At 31.9% G+C, this 17,596-nt stretch carries 21 protein-coding genes; 12 read left to right on the top strand and 9 right to left on the bottom strand.

The genetic code is table 11. From position 1 onward, the window contains the following. Positions 1-6: 6 nt before the first annotated feature. The 8 genes from MHH94_RS04700 to MHH94_RS04665 all read right to left on the bottom strand — a co-directional run bounded on the left by MHH94_RS04700 (position 7) and on the right by MHH94_RS04665 (position 6,695). Positions 7-690, bottom strand: coding sequence for a heptaprenylglyceryl phosphate synthase (locus MHH94_RS04700; RefSeq protein ID WP_107603140.1), 684 nt, complete (start codon positions 688-690; stop codon positions 7-9). A 233-nt stretch (positions 691-923) separates the two neighbouring features. After that, complete coding sequence (locus MHH94_RS04695; protein WP_048540656.1) at positions 924-1,622, bottom strand: M15 family metallopeptidase; 699 nt, start codon at positions 1,620-1,622, stop codon at positions 924-926. Positions 1,623-1,725: 103 nt separating this feature from the next. Next, entirely contained in the window at positions 1,726-2,028 is a 303-nt protein-coding gene (locus tag MHH94_RS04690; protein WP_025905127.1) for a YerC/YecD family TrpR-related protein, read from the bottom strand. Between the two features lie 78 nt (positions 2,029-2,106). Next, positions 2,107-3,402 carry an adenylosuccinate lyase gene (purB, locus tag MHH94_RS04685; RefSeq protein ID WP_075578456.1) on the bottom strand — a complete coding sequence of 432 codons (1,296 nt, stop codon included), beginning with the start codon at positions 3,400-3,402 and terminating at the stop codon, positions 2,107-2,109. A gap of 199 nt (positions 3,403-3,601) precedes the next feature. Next, the gene (locus MHH94_RS04680) at positions 3,602-3,778 is read right to left on the bottom strand and encodes an NETI motif-containing protein (RefSeq protein ID WP_065381774.1); all 177 of its coding nucleotides are present in this window, start codon (positions 3,776-3,778) and stop codon (positions 3,602-3,604) included. Continuing rightward, complete coding sequence (locus MHH94_RS04675; RefSeq protein ID WP_048540654.1) at positions 3,768-4,337, bottom strand: DUF2179 domain-containing protein; 570 nt, start codon at positions 4,335-4,337, stop codon at positions 3,768-3,770. Before MHH94_RS04675 ends, MHH94_RS04680 begins: the two co-directional genes overlap by 11 nt. A 64-nt stretch (positions 4,338-4,401) precedes the next feature. After that, on the bottom strand, positions 4,402-5,223 hold the full coding sequence (gene nadE, locus MHH94_RS04670) for an ammonia-dependent NAD(+) synthetase (protein WP_048540653.1): 822 nt from the start codon (positions 5,221-5,223) through the stop codon (positions 4,402-4,404). Beyond that, positions 5,220-6,695 (bottom strand): nicotinate phosphoribosyltransferase, encoded by a 1,476-nt coding sequence (locus MHH94_RS04665; protein WP_048540652.1) that lies wholly within the window; start codon positions 6,693-6,695, stop codon positions 5,220-5,222. Before MHH94_RS04665 ends, nadE begins: the two co-directional genes overlap by 4 nt. A 144-nt stretch (positions 6,696-6,839) precedes the next feature. Here MHH94_RS04665 and MHH94_RS04660 point away from each other — a divergent pair, with 144 nt between their 5' ends. The 12 genes from MHH94_RS04660 to MHH94_RS04605 all read left to right on the top strand — a co-directional run bounded on the left by MHH94_RS04660 (position 6,840) and on the right by MHH94_RS04605 (position 17,100). Next, on the top strand, positions 6,840-8,009 hold the full coding sequence (locus MHH94_RS04660) for an MFS transporter (RefSeq protein ID WP_048540651.1): 1,170 nt from the start codon (positions 6,840-6,842) through the stop codon (positions 8,007-8,009). 210 nt (positions 8,010-8,219) lie between these two features. Then, positions 8,220-9,050: an ATP phosphoribosyltransferase regulatory subunit gene (locus tag MHH94_RS04655; RefSeq protein WP_078354799.1), complete on the top strand. Its 831-nt coding sequence runs from the start codon at positions 8,220-8,222 to the stop codon at positions 9,048-9,050. 9 nt (positions 9,051-9,059) lie between these two features. Beyond that, the gene (hisG, locus tag MHH94_RS04650) at positions 9,060-9,677 is read left to right on the top strand and encodes an ATP phosphoribosyltransferase (protein WP_025905120.1); all 618 of its coding nucleotides are present in this window, start codon (positions 9,060-9,062) and stop codon (positions 9,675-9,677) included. Further along, the gene (gene hisD / locus MHH94_RS04645; protein WP_208182606.1) at positions 9,667-10,923 is read left to right on the top strand and encodes a histidinol dehydrogenase; all 1,257 of its coding nucleotides are present in this window, start codon (positions 9,667-9,669) and stop codon (positions 10,921-10,923) included. The genes hisG and hisD overlap by 11 nt, the downstream gene beginning before the upstream one ends. A gap of 3 nt (positions 10,924-10,926) precedes the next feature. After that, the gene (locus MHH94_RS04640) at positions 10,927-11,937 is read left to right on the top strand and encodes a pyridoxal phosphate-dependent aminotransferase (protein ID WP_208182604.1); all 1,011 of its coding nucleotides are present in this window, start codon (positions 10,927-10,929) and stop codon (positions 11,935-11,937) included. Further along, complete coding sequence (gene hisB, locus MHH94_RS04635) at positions 11,909-12,487, top strand: imidazoleglycerol-phosphate dehydratase HisB (RefSeq protein WP_208182603.1); 579 nt, start codon at positions 11,909-11,911, stop codon at positions 12,485-12,487. Before MHH94_RS04640 ends, hisB begins: the two co-directional genes overlap by 29 nt. Beyond that, positions 12,487-13,068, top strand: a complete 582-nt coding sequence (gene hisH, locus MHH94_RS04630) for an imidazole glycerol phosphate synthase subunit HisH (protein WP_058591862.1) — start codon at positions 12,487-12,489, stop codon at positions 13,066-13,068. The genes hisB and hisH overlap by 1 nt, the downstream gene beginning before the upstream one ends. After that, a complete protein-coding gene (gene hisA, locus MHH94_RS04625) occupies positions 13,061-13,765 on the top strand; it encodes a 1-(5-phosphoribosyl)-5-((5-phosphoribosylamino)methylideneamino)imidazole-4-carboxamide isomerase (RefSeq protein WP_078354802.1) in 705 nt (234 codons plus the stop codon). Before hisH ends, hisA begins: the two co-directional genes overlap by 8 nt. Then, positions 13,762-14,520 carry an imidazole glycerol phosphate synthase subunit HisF gene (gene hisF, locus MHH94_RS04620; RefSeq protein ID WP_084756448.1) on the top strand — a complete coding sequence of 253 codons (759 nt, stop codon included), beginning with the start codon at positions 13,762-13,764 and terminating at the stop codon, positions 14,518-14,520. The genes hisA and hisF overlap by 4 nt, the downstream gene beginning before the upstream one ends. Further along, positions 14,517-15,149, top strand: a complete 633-nt coding sequence (hisIE, locus tag MHH94_RS04615) for a bifunctional phosphoribosyl-AMP cyclohydrolase/phosphoribosyl-ATP diphosphatase HisIE (RefSeq protein ID WP_048540643.1) — start codon at positions 14,517-14,519, stop codon at positions 15,147-15,149. Before hisF ends, hisIE begins: the two co-directional genes overlap by 4 nt. Positions 15,150-15,214: 65 nt before the next feature. Next, positions 15,215-16,273, top strand: coding sequence for a nitric oxide synthase oxygenase (locus MHH94_RS04610; protein WP_058611146.1), 1,059 nt, complete (start codon positions 15,215-15,217; stop codon positions 16,271-16,273). Positions 16,274-16,287: 14 nt separating this feature from the next. Further along, entirely contained in the window at positions 16,288-17,100 is an 813-nt protein-coding gene (locus MHH94_RS04605) for a prephenate dehydratase (RefSeq protein ID WP_048540641.1), read from the top strand. A gap of 36 nt (positions 17,101-17,136) precedes the next feature. Here the strand turns inward: MHH94_RS04605 and MHH94_RS04600 are convergent, their stop codons facing one another. Then, a complete protein-coding gene (locus MHH94_RS04600; RefSeq protein WP_088592246.1) occupies positions 17,137-17,586 on the bottom strand; it encodes a DUF1801 domain-containing protein in 450 nt (149 codons plus the stop codon). Positions 17,587-17,596: the final 10 nt, after the last annotated feature.

Genomic DNA, 17,596 nt, shown 5'->3' with positions numbered 1-17,596 from the left:
CTTCCTTTATTGTTTTACTTTTACAGTTTGTAAAGCTTTTTTCAAATCTTCATAAATGGCATTACCGACTACAATTATGTCAGCATATTCTGCCATTTCTTTCGCTTTTTCTAAATTATCTATACCGCCACCATAAATAAGTTGGGCGTTTTCTAAATGTTCTTTAACAGCTTTAACCTCTTCCACTTTTCCATACTTACCACTGTATTCTAAATAAAATATAGGTAAATGATATAGTTTATCTACCATTCTTGCATAACTGATTAAATCTTCTTCATCTAAATCTGTATTCGCACTTGTCAATTGCGCTACTTTACTGTCTTCATTCATAACAACATAGCCTTCTAAGAAAATTTCATCAAAATCCATCATATAGCCATATTCCTTAATAGCTTTTTGAAGCAGACCATTATGGTAGTCAACATTATTACTATTTAAAACACTCGGTACAAAATAAAAATCAAAACCAGGCACAACACTTTCAATATTAGAAATTTCAAGTGCACATGGTAGCGGATAACGTCTAATTCTGCTCATTAAATTTAATACATTATCTTCCGTAACATTATCAGTACCACCAATTATAATAGCATCCGTACCAGATTCACATATTTTCATTAAGTCCTCATCTGATATAGATTTCGCTGGATCTAATTTAAATACGTGACTCCACAAATTTATATCGTACATACTTAAACTCCTTTAATTATCATAAGATTAATTATAGCATTTTTAAGTTTAAATTCCGAAATGAAATAGGACAATTATCATAAAAAAAGAAGCGAAAAATTTCGCTTCTTACATTGTTTAAGATACGGTTAAGATGAAGTTGTGAGGTGTGAGTTGGGCTATCTCTTGGCTTTACTCATCCATTAAGCCACAACTTCCACACTCTCATGACTATATAATCTCAACCACAACTTCTATTTACCGTAATCAAAGTATTCTTCTAATGTTGTGTCTTGCTTATAAATTTTTTCTGCTAATTCTTTACCGACATATCTTAAATGCCATGGTTCATATTGGTAACCTGTTATTTTTTCTTTGCCTAATGGATATCTAATGATAAATCCATATTGATGTGCATGTGTCTTTATCCATTTTCCTTCATTTGTATTTCCGAATGACTTTCTAAAATCATCAGTTGCTGAATTTGAACCCACATCAAATGCTAATCCTGTCTGATGTTCTGATTGTCCTGGTTTAGCACTATATTGGTTGGCCGCTTCTTCACCATCTCTTGCTACATAATCATTATATAGTTGTTTTTGATTTTCATAAGAACGATACCCGCTTCTAAATACTAAGTCTAATCCTTCATTCGTTCCATCTTGTATCAATTTATTTAATTGATTTCTAGCAGTACTATTTTCACCAGGGGCATAATCATGTGGTAAGCCTACTTTTTTGTTTACAAAAACATGCCCATCAACATAAGTGATGCCATCTTTCTTTGTAACTTCATGTTTCTTTTGTTCTTGCCTTTTAGATTTTTGTGCTGTCTCTTTTTTATCTTTTTGAGTATGTTCTTCTTTAGTAGATTTCTTATCTGTATTCTGATCATCACTACATGCGCTTAATACTAAAGTAGATATGCCAATTATTAAAAATAATTTCTTCATGCGTAAAGCTCCTTATTTCTTAAAGTTTACTATTTATATACTATTTTAACCAATTAAGGCTGAGACATCCATTAATGTCCCAGCCTTACATACATATTTATGATTATTTTTCGAAGTCAATATTCATTCTTTCAAGAATCATTGTATATGCATCATTACCCCATTGCAATGAGCGTTTAACTCTTGAAATTGTTGCAGTTGAAGCACCTGATTCTTTTTCTATATGAGCATAAGTGTATCCTTGTTTAATCATTTTTGCCACTTGTAGCCTTTGTGACAATGACTGTAATTCATTAACTGTACATAAATCATCAAAAAATTGATAACATTCTTCTCTTGTCTCTAATGTCAGAACTGCATCAAATAGTTCATCTAATGCTTTTCCTCTTAATTTTTCAATTTGCAAAAAATCAACCCCTGTTTAATATAAGTTCATTAATTGCATTTTAACGCACTAACCTATTAAAGTACAGTAAAACGTGTCTTATTCTATACCAGCTCTTCTGAATATGGTATCGACTTGATTTAAATGGTGTTTCTCATCGAAGCATTCATCTAATTCATCAGCACTTAACAAGTTTGTAATTTTTTCATCTTGTTCTACTAATGTTCTAAATGGTGTTTGAGTTTCCCATGATTCCATTGCTTTTGGTTGAACGATATCATATGCTTCTTCTCTGACCATACCTTTATTAATTAACGTTAACATAACACGTTGTGAATAAATTAAACCAAATGTTTTATCGATATTACGTTTCATATTTTCTGGATATACTGTTAAACGATCAATGATATTAGTAAATCTGTTTAATGCATAATCCAATGCGATTGTTACGTCTGGTAGCATAATTCTTTCAGCAGATGAATGTGAAATATCTCTTTCATGCCATAAAGGTACATTTTCATATGCAGTCGTAATATATCCTCTAATAACACGTGCTAAACCTGTAACATTTTCTGAACCAATTGGATTACGTTTATGTGGCATAGCTGAAGAGCCTTTTTGACCTTTAGCAAAAGCTTCTTCAACTTCACGCGTTTCAGTTTTTTGTAAACCACGAACTTCTACTGCAAATTTTTCAATAGATGTTGCGATTAAACCTAATGTCGCAATGTAATACGCGTGACGATCACGTTGAAGTGTTTGAGTTGAAACTGGTGCACAACCTAATCCTAATTCTGTACATACATGCTCTTCTATTTCTGGTGGAATATTTGCAAATGTACCAACTGCACCGCTCATTTTTCCAACTTCGATTTCTTCACGAACACGTTTGAATCTTTCTAAATTACGTTTCATTTCTGTATACCAAAGTGCCATTTTAATACCAAATGTTGTTGGTTCTGCATGGACACCATGAGTTCTACCCATCATTAAAGTTGTTTTATGTTCAATTGCTTTATTTTTTAATACTTCTAAAAATCTTTCTAAGTCTTTTTCAATGATTTCATTTGCTTGTTTAATGACATAACTTAAAGCTGTGTCAACAACATCTGTTGAAGTTAAACCGTAATGTACCCATTTACGTTCTTCACCTAGAGTTTCAGAAACTTGTCTTGTGAATGCCACAACATCGTGACGTGTTTCTTGTTCAATTTCTTTAGCTCTATCAACGTCGACCTTAGCATTTTGTCTTATAAGCTTTACATCTTCTTCAGGAATGTGTCCTAATTTACTCCATGCTTCACAAGCTAGTATTTCAACTTCTAACCAAGCTTCAAAACGATTTTGTTCTGTCCAAATATTAGCCATTTCTTCTCTTGAATAACGTTCAATCATTGATAAATTCTCCTAACATATTTTAGTCATTTATAGTATAACAGACTTCTACGAACACGTACATTATTTATAAAAAATACAAAATTGTTCGTGATTTATAATTTTAATCCTAATATCTTTCATTATATATTGTAACAGTAGGAGAATAAACTAAAAGTAGAAAAAATCTGGGCCACATTCTCATGTCCCAGATTTATTGTCATTCTTTGATTTTCTTACCTACGAATTGTATTTCTTGTTTGAGAACCTCAATGTCACCATTTTCTTTCTCAATAAATACAGGTTTTTCAAATCTTTTTACAGGTGTATAACCTTGAACTTTCATTCTTTTTAGACACATTTCAATCGTTTCATTGTCTTCTACTCTAAACTTCATCAGTATCATACGCCTTTAATTTTTTGCTTCGTACACCTTTAACCCAGAATCCACCGTGTATATTCTTAGGTTCATAAGCGATTACAAAGGCTTTAGAATCCAATTGTTTAATTGTTTCCATTAATTTTAATTCAAATCTACGTGGTGTTAAAATTTGCATCACTAAGCGATCACCATCTCGTCCTTTAGCAACGTAATGTGTTACACCATAACCTAAATCTCTTAACGTTCTTGGTAAATCTGTTTCATATTCAGCTGTTGTAACATTTACAACGATATACCCTAATGCAATTTTCTCTTCAATTTTCATACCGACAATTATGCCTGCAGCAAACCCAAGCGCATAAGCTAATATATTCTGAATTTGGTCAAGACTATTGATAACTAAACCTAACCCGATAACATAAACAACTACTTCAAGTACACTAACAGCAGCGGCAACATATCGATATCCTTTCAATGTTAAAATTGTTCTCATTGTTAAACAAGATACATATACTATATTAATGACAAATATAGATAGCACCATTAACCATGGATTATCTAATATAGCTGACATTTAAACCCTCCATAAATCAAAATACTGGAATCATTTTATCAAGCAAACTTATGAAAGTCACGTATTATTTTGGCCATGTATAACGGTTATAAGGCATTTCTCTTTTATGTGCATTTCTTACATAGTGATTTTGAATAATTTCTTGATCTTTTTCACTGATTTTTTTACCTTCTAAAAAGTCATCAATGGCATCATATGTTACACCTAACGCTTCTTCATCTGGTAAAGCAGGTTTATCTTCTTCTAAATCAGCAGTTGGTACTTTATTGATTAAATGATCTGGACCACCTAAATATTTTAAAATCGCTTTGCCTTGGCGTTTATTAAGACCGAATAACGGTGCAATATCACAAGCGCCATCTCCAAATTTCGTATAGAAACCTGTGATATTTTCAGCAGAATGATCCGTACCAAGTACGAGTCCATTATTAGCTGAAGCAATTGAATATTGAACTTTCATACGTTCTCTCGCCTTTTCATTCCCTTTTTGAAAATCAGTTAATTCTACACCTGCTTCTTTTAAAGATTGAATACTCGCTTCAACCGCAGGCTTAATATTTACTGTTACACGATTACTTGGATTAATAAAATCTAATGCATCTTGTGTATCTTGTTCATCAAATTGTTCCCCATAAGGTAACCTTACTGCGATAAATGCATATTGATGATTTTCTTCAGCATTTAGTTCATCTACTGTTAATTGTGCGATTTTACCCAATAATGTCGAATCTTGCCCACCAGAAATACCTAAAACTAAAGATTTAACAAAACTATGTGCTTTAACGTAAGATTTTAAGAACTGTTTGATTTCTTCAAATTCTTTTTTTGGATCGATTGATTTTTTAACATTCATTTCTTTGACAATGATTGATTGTAAATCTCTCATGACTCTTCCACATCCTTTATCGCTTCTGCTACTCTTTCAGCTACATCGAATATCTTTTTATTCTTATTATCCCAACATGCTTTACTCAAATCTACTGGATATTCTTCAGGATTTAAATAACGTTTATTTTCTTCCCATAATATATCTAAATTGTTAAAAGCAAATTCTCTAATTTCTTTAATTTCTGGAAGTGTGTATACGCGTTTACCATCTTTAAAAATGTCATGATGTAAATCGACAGCTTTAAAATGTTTGATATATTTCATTTTATAAGTATGAACAGGATGGAACATTTTTAGACGTTCTTCTTTATTAGGCTCTTCATCTTCTAATGTAATATAATCGCCTTCAGATTTATTCGTTTTAGTATTGATAATTCTATAAACATTTTTCTTACCAGGTGTTGTTACTTTTTCAGCATTGTTAGAAATTTTGATGCGATCTGATAATTCGCCATTTTCTTCTTCAATTGCTACAAGTTTATAGACAGCACCTAATGCTGGTTGATCATATGCTGTAATAAGTTTCGTACCGACACCCCATGCCGTTACTTTTGCACCTTGTGCTTTTAGACTTGTAATTGTTTGTTCATCTAAATCATTTGAAGCAAAGATTTTTGCATCTGTAAAGCCTGCTTCATCTAACATTCTTCTTGCTTCTTTAGATAAATAAGCGATGTCACCTGAGTCTAGTCGTATACCGATAAAATTAATTTTATCTCCTAATTCTTTCGCTACTTTAATTGCATTCGGCACACCAGATTTTAAAGTATGGAAAGTATCTACAAGAAACACGCAATTTTTATGTCTTTCAGCATATTTTTTAAACGCTGTATATTCATCATCGTATGTTTGAACCATTGAATGTGCATGTGTTCCTGAAATCGGAATACCAAATAATTTACCTGCTCTAACATTACTTGTAGAATCAAATCCACCGATCATCGCTGCTCTAGCTCCCCAAATCGCAGCATCCATTTCTTGCGCTCTTCTAGTACCAAATTCCATTACAATTTCATCACGAACAACTTGTTTAATTCTACTTGCTTTAGTTGCAATTAACGTTTGGAAATTCACGATATTTAAAAGTGCTGTTTCAATGAGTTGCGCTTGAATAAGTGGCGCTTCTACTCTAATGAGTGGTTCATTATTGAAACAAAGTTCCCCTTCTTTCATTGCTCTTATGTTCCCTGTAAATCGTAATGACTTTAAATAATCTAAATAATCATCTTGATATCCAACTTCTCTTAAATACTCAATATCTGTCTCTGTAAATTTGAAATGCTCTATAAATTGCACAATTCTTTCTAATCCACTAAAAATAGCATAGCCGCTATTAAATGGCATACTTCTAAAATATAAATCAAAAATAGCAGTACGCTCATGAATACCATCATTCCAATAAGTTTCACCCATATTGATTTGATATAAATCCGTGTGTAACATCAAACTATCGTCTTCATATTTATACATTATTCAATACTCCTCAGGTTATCTAATTTTATATTATTTTATCATACTTTTTAAATTAAAAATTAAAAAGTAACTTAAATATATCAAGTCATTTATCTCTGTGATAAAATACTAAAGATGTAAAATTTAGAAGGAGGCATACAAATGAAAAACTCTTCATTCAAAAAATTATTTATTATACTTTCAATTATTGTAGCTGTCTCTGGTTTTTCACAAGGAATGCTCTTACCACTTATATCGGTCATTTTTGAACGAAATGGTATTTCAAGTTCAATGAATGGTTTACATGCAACTTCATTATATATAGGTGTGTTCTTATCTTCATTTTTTATCGAAGGGCTTGTTAGAAAGTCTGGGTTTAAATATATGATATTAATTGGTGGAGCCATAGTTGCCTTATCTTTATTGTTATTTCCAACTTTAAAGACATTATCTATTTGGTTTATTTTAAGACTATTAATTGGTATTGGTGATAATATGTTACACTTTAGCACGCAAACTTGGTTAACACATATTACACCTAAAGAAAAATTAGGAAGAACGATTTCTGTATATGGTTTCAGTTTCTCAGCAGGTTTCATGTTAGGACCTCTTTTAGCTAAACTTGTTGACGTTTCGGAAGCTTTACCTTTCATCCTTTCAGCAATACTTTCATTAATAACTATTTCATTAGTCCTTTTAATACACAATGAATTCCCTTCATCTAATGTTAGACCAGTCAGTATACTAAACACTTTAAAAAACTTTGGAGATGTAATACGAACATCATGGATTGCATTTATGTTTCCATTATTATATGGATTGTTTGAAGCTGGATTACATAGTAACTTCCCTGTTTATGGTTTAAGAAATGGCCTTGATGTCACTAGTATTACGTTAATCTTACCTGCATTTAGTCTTGGTGCTATTCTTTTCCAAGTACCATTAGGCATGTTTAGTGACATTCATGGTAGAAAGAAAGTATTAACTGGATTAACATTAATCGGCAGTATCGTGTTTATGTTAGGAGACTTTTTACCAACAAGTACATTTATTATGATGGGATTATTCTTAATCGCAGGATTATTCACAGGATCTTTTTATGGATTAGGTGTAAGCTTTATGACAGATTTAACACCAAAGCATAATCTACCAGCTGGTAATTTAATGATAGCTATGTCATTTAGTGTCGGTAGCATAATTGGCCCAATGCTTGGAGGAACGATTATACAATTATCAAACGGAACAATATTCTTTACGATGATTGCTGCGTTTGTATTTATCGTGTTTATTCTATTACTCATTCATAGAACACCTACAAAAGTTGAAGCATAATTTAAGATATTATTAAAATTTAAAATCACATCGTTTAAATATAATGAGAACCCAAAGACATTGATTAATTCAAATGTCTTTGGGTTTATTTTTTTGATATTTTAAATATTCAGAACTTTCAATTGATATGTTTCGTTATGCATGTTATAGTATCATTTATAATTAAATAAATACTTTAACTTGGTAGAGAGTAAAAGCGAGGTTTATAATATGGATTATGTAAATTACAGAGATGACGTTATTCAAAAGAAAGAAAAAGAACTTAAATTTCTAAAATATTTTAGTACTCGAGATTACGAAGTGATTGATATGAGTTTCATAGAGAAACTTCATTGGAAACAATTGACGCAAGATGACTTGAATAGTTTAGATACAAGAAGTATTTGGAAAAATGGCGATGCATTTTATAGTTTAAGAAATGATTGGACGGATCAAATCCAACATTATAGTCGTGAATATCATCTTGATGCACGTTCTGTAACATATGCTGGCCCTATAGCAATTAATGAACACATATATACAAATTTAGGTGTTGAAATTTTTAATCCTAAAAGGAATGACATGTTGCAATGTTATGAATATATACATGACTTTATCCAAAATGAACTTGATTTAAATGTTGATTTTGCTGTTATAGGACATTATCAATTATTTGATCTTTTACTTTCTAAAGAAGAACAGAACGAAGAATTATTTACGGCTATTAGTGAAAGAAATATTTCAAAAATTTCTAAACTACTATCACAAAATCATTCACTCGTACAATTACTTAAAACACCTACTCATCAACAATTAGATTTTTTAACAACTTTTGCTGATACTGACCATCCAACTTATAAATCTTTACTATATTGGAAAGCGACATTAGAAGCATCAGGCATTAACCATATACATTTAGATATTACAACAATGCCCCCAAAATCATATTATGTTGGGAGCTTCATTCAGCTTTATGAAAATAACAATCGAAATCCAATTGCTTCAGGCGGACATTATAACGGTACGTTAGAAGGTTTTGGATTTGGTATTCAACTATCATAGGAGGTCATTATGTTAACAGTTGCATTAAGTAAAGGACGTTTATTAAAAGATTTCATAAAATTTATTGATGAAAATGGCAACCCAAAATGGGCAGACGCATTAAATAATAGAGAACGTAAACTTCAAATAGAAGTTGCGAACGTTAGATTTATTCTTGTTAAAGGAAATGATGTATCAACATATGTTGAAGAAGGCATTGCTGATATTGGTATTACAGGCAGTGATATTCTTGATGAAAAAGATAAACTCAATGTAAACAACTTAGTTGATTTGCCTTTTGGTTATTGTCACTTTGCTGTTGCGAGTAAACCTGAAGTAACAGAATACAAAAAAATTGCGACGACTTATGTTAAAACGACGAAAGCGTACTTTAAAAATAAAGGACAAGATGTCTCAATTATTCCATTATCAGGATCTGTAGAATTAGCAGCAGTAGTGAATATGGTTGATGCAATCGTAGATATCGTACAAACAGGTACAACATTAAAATCCAATGGACTCGTTGAAAAAGAATCCATCGGTGACATCAATGCTAAACTGATTACAAATAAACATGCATTTTTTAGTAAATCAAATATGATTGAATCATTTATAGAAGAAATTGGGGTGTCGATGAATGCTATCTAAAACGGAATTCATAAATAAATTTGAACAAGATAGATTAACAGACGAAAGTAATACTGAAGATGTTAAAAAAATTATCCAAGATGTAAAAGAACATCAAGACCAAGCTTTATTTCGCTATAATAAGAAATTTGACAATGTTGAATTGGAGCAACTTGAAGTCCCTCAATATGATATAAAAAACAGCATTAACCTTATATCAGACACTTTAAGATCAGCACTTGAAACAAGCTTTGAACAAATTAAAAATTTTCAACAAAAAATTAAACATGAAAATGTAACAACAGGTCAAACTTACCAACTTTATCACCCTATTGAAAAAGTCGGCATTTATGTACCAGGTGGAAAAGCAAGTTATCCATCAACAGTTCTGATGACAGCTACCCTTGCTAAAGTAGCAAATGTTCAAGAAATTATTGTTGTTACCCCACCACAAAAAGATGGTATCGACCCAGCTATACTTGCTGCATGCTGTATTACGGGTGTAGATCGTGTATTCCAAGTTGGTGGTGCTCAAAGTATTGCTGCTTTAGCTTTCGGTACTGAAACGATTCCGAAAGTAGATAAAATTGTTGGACCTGGTAATCAATTTGTTTCATTAAGTAAACAGTTATTATACGGTGTAGTTGGTATCGATCAAATAGCTGGTCCAAGTGAAATTGCACTTATTGCTGATGAAAATTCAAATGTAGATTACATCATTCAAGATATATTAGCCCAAGCAGAGCATGATGAACAAGCTAGAACATTTCTAGTATCAACAGATTCTTCTTTCTTAACAAAAGTTCAACAGAAACTACAACAAGCTATAGATCAAGCACCAAGAAAACAAATTATCGAACAAAGTATCAAAAATTATCATTATCCAATTTTAACGCGTGATATTCATGAAACAATAGAAGTTATTAATTATATTGCGCCAGAACATTTATCTATTCAAACGACTGATCCAAGTAAATATATTGGTAAAATTAAATACGTCGGAGCAATGTTCTTAGGTCAATACTCACCTGAAGCAATTGGTGACTATGCTGCTGGACCAAGTCATGTATTACCGACTGATAAAACAGCAAGATTCTCGAATGGTTTAACAGTCAATGATTTCTTAACGAGTCATTCTGTCATTCATTTAGATGAACACACTTATCAAAGTATTGCACCGAGTGCTATAGCTTTAGCTGAACAAGAAGGTTTATATCAACATAAGCAATCTTTAGAAGTGAGATTAACAAACAACGAGGAGTCGTGAAACATGATTAGAATAAACAAGAATGAAAGCCCTATTCCTGCATTAGATGATGCAACTTTAAAAAATATTATCGCCAAATCAAATTTTAATTTTTATCCTGATGAGGAATATGATGCCTTTATCAAGTCTTATACAGACTACTATGAATTATTACCTAACCAAGTTTCTGCAGCGAATGGTTCAGATGAGTGGATTCAAAAATGCATGATTGCATTACCAGATGGACCAGTCCTAACGCTGAATCCAGATTTCTTCATGTATACAGCATATGCGCATCAAATTAATCGCCCTATCCATTATGTAGATGCAGAAGATGACTATACATTCTCGTTAGATAAAATTAAGCAATCAATCCAAAAATTAAAGCCAGCATTTTTCATTATGAGTGTGCCTCATAATCCATCAGGCATTCAATATCCTAAAGCATTTTTAGAGGAAATCGCGAATGAAATGCAAGCAATTGGTGGTTATTTTATTATTGATGAAGCTTATTTAGATTTCGGAGATGCATACGATATTGAATTACAAGACCATATCATTCAAATGCGTACGTTAAGTAAGGCATTTGCAATAGCTGGTTTAAGAGTCGGCATCGTCATTTCTACCGAGAAGACCATTCAAACTTTAAATCGTATCGCACATCCATATCCATTAAACACATTAACTTTAAATATTGCGACTGAAATTTTTAGTAACAAAGAAATTGTACATTCATTATTAACGCAACAAAGACAATTGAGTAGTCAGTTAAGAAATATTTTCGAACAACATGTGAGCGATATTATCCATGTGATACCTTCAAAAACAAATTTCGTATTAACTTATGGAGATTTAGCAGATTCATTAGGTCAGTATATTTATGACCATGGCTATTTACCAAGATTTTATGATGAACCAAACATGCAACAAACAGTTAGATACTCAATAGCTACAAAATCAGAATTAAATGAACTTGAAAAAATCGTTAAAGAATGGAGACAAGAATATGACTTATCAAAAAGAAAGATCAACTAAAGAAACAGATATCAAAATTCAACTACGATTAGATGGAGAGGATTCACACATTAATACTGGTGTTGGTTTCTTAGACCATATGTTGACGTTATTTAGTTTTCATAGTGGTATTGCATTAAATATAGAAGTTGTTGGAGATACACAAGTAGATGATCATCATACAGTTGAAGATATAGGTATTGTAATAGGCCAATTACTTCTTGAAGTCGTTAAAGATAAAAAATCATTTACAAGATATGGTTCATTTTATATACCAATGGATGAAACTTTAGCACGTGTTGTAACGGATATTAGTGGCAGACCATATTTATCATTTAATGCGACATTTTCTCGTGAAAAAGTTGGAATATTTGATACAGAACTTGTAGAGGAATTCTTTAGAGCACTTGTGATTAATGCAAGATTAACAACACATATTGATTTAATTAGAGGTGGCAATACGCACCATGAAATCGAAGCGATTTTCAAAGCATTTGCTAGAAGTCTAAAAATCGCATTAACACAAGATGATTATGCTGGTATCCCTTCTTCTAAGGGTGTGATTGAATAATGATTGCAATCATTGATTACGGACTTGGCAATATTAAAAATATTGAACGTGCCCTCTTACATTTAGGATATGATGCCAAATTAACTTCAGATGAAGATACTATAAAAAATAGTACACATGTTATTCTTCCAGGTGTCGGGCACTTCAAAGATGCTATGACACAATTAACATCAAATGGTCTAGACAAAGTGATTAAAGATATTAAAGATACGCATAAAATCATTGGCATTTGTTTAGGTATGCAAGTGCTATTTGAATACAGCGCAGAAGGTTCAACAAAAGGATTAAATTTATTGCAAGGGAACGTTATACCTATAGAGAGTCCCTACCCTGTTCCACATTTAGGATGGAACAATTTACAAAGTGAACATCCTCTACTTGATGGTGATGTTTACTTTATACATTCTTATCATGTCTCTACTGATTTACCTATAGTTGCTACAGCAGATTATGGACAACCAATCACTGCAATCGTGCAACAAAAAAATATTATCGGTATACAATTCCACCCAGAAAAAAGCGGTGATTACGGACTCAAAATACTAGACCAAGCATTGAAAGAAGGTTTTTTAAATGATTGAAATTTGGCCAGCAATAGATTTAATAGACTCCACAAGCGTGAGATTAACTGAAGGTAAATATGATTCTAAAGAATCTATGCCTAGAACTGCAGAAGAAGCAATAGCTTTCTATTCAAAATTTAAACAAGTTTCTAGAATTCATGTTATCGATTTAATCGGCGCTAAAAATCAACAACCAACAGAAGCAGATTACATAGAACAACTCGTCAGCTTAACCCATTTACCAATTGAAGTTGGTGGTGGTATTCGAAGTGTTGAAACGATTGAATCATATTTAAATAAAGGTGTTGAGTACATTATCGTCGGCACTAAAGGTATACAAGACTTAGACTGGTTAAAAGAAGTAACGCATACATTTCCAAATAAAATATATTTATCTGTCGATGCGTATGTTGAAAAAATCAAATTAAACGGTTGGCTTGATGATGCCGGAATAAACTTATTTGATTTCATTGAAAAAATTAACACATTCCCTCTCGGCGGAATTATTTATACAGATATTTCAAAGGACGGTAAATTATCTGGTCCAAACTTTGAATTAACAGGCAAATTAGTACAATCAACATCTATTCCTGTAATTGCTTCAGGCGGTATAAGAAATAAAGATGACATTGATCAACTGGATGCATTAAATGTTCACGCTGCTATTGTTGGAAAAGCAGCAAATACGGATGCATTTTGGGAGGGTATTGAATGATCAAAAAAAGAATCATCCCATGCTTAGATGTTAAAGATGGACGTGTCGTTAAAGGCATACAATTTAAAGGTTTGAGAGATATTGGACATCCAGTTGAATTAGCTGAATATTATAATCAAGAAGCGGCAGATGAGCTTGTGTTCTTAGATATTTCTAAGACAGAAAATGGACATCAAATGATGTTAGATATCATATCAGAAACAGCTTCAAAATTATTCATTCCACTTACAATTGGTGGTGGTATTAGTACACTTGAAGATATTTCGGTATTACTTAATCATGGTGCTGATAAAATTTCTTTAAACTCAAGTGCTTTGCGTAACCCAGCATTTATTCGTGAAGCGAGTGATAAGTTCGGAAAACAATGTATCTGTATCGCAGTTGATGCTAAATGGGAAGAAGAACATCAAGATTGGTACTGTTATACACATGGTGGTAAACAGCGTACAGATAAACGTGTGTTAGATTGGGTTCAAGAAGTTGAAAATCTCGGCGCTGGTGAATTATTAATTACAAGTATGGATTATGATGGCGTTAAACAAGGATTTGATCATCGTTTATTAACTGAAATTAATCAACTGGTGACTTTACCTGTAATAGCATCAGGTGGTGGCGGTAATAGCCAGCATTTTGTTGATTTATTTAAACAAACTGATGTATCTGCAGGTCTCGCTGCAAGTATTTTTCACGATAAAGAAACAACAATACAAGCAGTCAAAACACATTTATCTAATAAAGGAGTGAATGTACGATGAGTGAATTTGCACCTGATTTTTCTAAAGGTCTTGTACCAGCAATTTTACAACATTACCAAACTGGACAAGTATTAATGTTAGGTTATATGAATGAAGAAGCTTATAACTTAACCATTCAAGAGAAAGTCTGTTGGTTTTATTCAAGAAGTAAAGATCGTCTATGGAAAAAAGGCGAATCATCCAATCATATCCAACATGTTATCGATATACAATTAGATTGTGACCAAGATACAATTTTACTACAAGTCAAACCTGATGGCCCTACTTGCCATACTGGATCTGTTAGTTGCTTTAATACTGAAGAACCTTACACGCTCGAATCATTAGAAACGACTATTCAAGAAAGTGTTGATTCTAATAACCCAAAATCATATACCAATTATTTACTTAATAAAGGTATAGATAAAATTTCTAAAAAATATGGAGAAGAATCATTTGAAGTTGTTATCGCAGCTATGAAAGATGATAAATTAGAACTCACAAATGAAGTGGCTGATGTACTTTATCATTTGTTTGTATTGCTTCATGATAGAGGTGTTAAATTTGAAGATGTCATATCAGTATTGAAAGAACGTCATAAAAAGTCAGGTAATTTTAAAGGTGAACGACAAGATATCAATAATTGGTAAATTGTCATAATTCATATATTGTCAAAAAATAGCATTCGCTTATACTAGTACATAGAGGTGTATTTATGTTACGAGATAAAGCGACTGCTTTTATTAATGATATGTATAAAGAATTAGAAATATCAGAATTACAAATGAATAAAAGAATACAAGAAATAGAACATGAAATTTCTCAAACTGGTACTTATACCCACACAACTGAAGAATTAGAATATGGTGCGAAAGTAGCTTGGAGAAATTCAAATAGATGTATTGGTAGACTTTTTTGGGATAAATTGACGGTAAGAGATTTAAGGCATATTCAAGATGAACAAGCATTTATTACTTCAATTGAAAGTCACATTAAAGGCGCTACAAATGATGGAAAAATCAAACCCATGATCAGCATATATAACAACCAAATAGAAATTATGAATGAACAGTTGATTAGATATGCAGGATACGAAGATAAAGGTGACCCTAAATCTATCGAAATGACGAAATTAGCACACCATTTAAATTGGCAAAGTCAACATACTGATTTTGATGTACTTCCATTAATGTATCGAATTAATCAACAAAGCCTAAAAATTCATCAATACCCACAAGAACTCATTAAAGAAATTAACATTAACCATAAACAGTATCCTAAATTAGCTTCACTACAACTTAAATGGTATGCAGTACCTATCATTTCAAATATGGATTTAGAAATTGGTGGTATATATTATCATACTGCCCCATTTAACGGATGGTACATGGAAACTGAAATAGGCGTTAGAAATTTTACAGACGAATATCGCTATAACAAATTAAAAGATATTGCAGAAGCATTTGATTTTGATACGACGACAACATCAAGTTACTGGAGAGATAGAGCTTTAGTAGAGTTTAATTATGCTATTTATCATTCGTATAAAGAAGCTGGTGTTGCAATTGTTGATCATTATAATGCCTCTAAACAATTTAAGAAATTTGAAGAGAATGAATGTAAAGCTAATAGAAAAGTGACCGGAAAATGGAGTTGGCTTGCACCTCCTCTTTCACCTTCACTTGTACATAATTATCATAAAGGCTATGATAATGAGATGAGAAGTCCAAACTTTTTATATAGACAAAATCAACAAGGTTGTCCAATGCATTAGAAAGGAAGTCATTTATGAAGTTATATTATTTAGGACCATTAGGTACATTTTCACATATGGCAGCACTTAAATATAAGCCAGATGAAATCACTGAATATATTCCTAAGTCAAATTTATACGAAGTGGTTAAAGCAATTGAAGCTGACCCAGAAAACATCGCAATTGCACCAATTGAAAATTCTATCGAAGGTACAATCAACATCATTGCCGATTCATTAACTGAACAGAAAATCCACGTTATAGACGAATTACATCTAGATATATCATTTTCTCTTTATGTTCAAAAAGGCGCAAAATTAGAAGATATTAAAGAAGTTGTTTCTATTGCCCCAGCAATCAATCAAACATCTAAATTTATTAAAAATCATAACTTTGCATACAGATATTCTGACAGTACCGTTCAAAGTTTAGATGAAATAGATGTACATACTGGCGCAATTGCACCAATTGGTTTAGAAAAATCTAATGACGATGTTGAAGCATTATATGAACACATTGAAGACTATCCACATAATACAACAAGATTTTTAATTTTATCAGCACAAGAAAAACATGTTGAAAAAGCAACAGATAGTATTTTGTTAATTACACCTGACCAAGATAAACCAGGCTTATTAGCAAGTATATTAAATACATTTGCTTTATTTAATATCAACTTATCATGGATTGAATCTCGACCACTCAAGACACAACTCGGTATGTATCATTTCTTTGTTCAAGCAGATTGTAGCGCTGAAGATGTAGAAATGAAGAAAGTAATCACAATCCTAAAAACATTAGACTTTAATGTAAAAGTGCTAGGCAATTTTGATAAACGAATTACATAAATTAACGCCTCTGGGAATTATAATCCCAGAAGCGTTTTATTTTTGATTTCTATGTCCTGATTCATATTTTTGTATCCATTCGTCTACAGTGACTTTTTCACTCAACTCACCTATTAAAGTAAAGGGTATGTTTTTATTGTTTGTAAATCTAATACAACTTTTCCCCATATTTAATTTAGTTGGTACTTGTTCTCTGTATCTATTCTCAAACCATTCTTTCAATTCATTCATCCCATATAACCCCATATGATATAAGGCAATATGATTTTTTTGAGCACCAAGACTAATGAATGGAAGTGGTTCATCTGCTCTATTTAAATAACCTTTTGGATATTTATCTAAAGGTACTACAAATGTCGGCATACCGTATTGCATGACTAGTTCATAGCCAGGTGGTAAATGCGTTTTGATTGTATTTAGCAAATGAATATATGTTTCTTTTTTCTTTTCATCAATTTGTTCAATATAACGGTCTATGCTATTCATCATATCCTCC

It is taken from the genome of Mammaliicoccus sp. FSL K6-3158, assembly GCF_038005105.1.
Lineage (GTDB): Bacteria > Bacillota > Bacilli > Staphylococcales > Staphylococcaceae > Mammaliicoccus > Mammaliicoccus sciuri.
The sequence above is the reverse complement of the archived record's forward strand: the minus strand, read 5'-3'. Positions and strand labels throughout refer to the sequence as shown.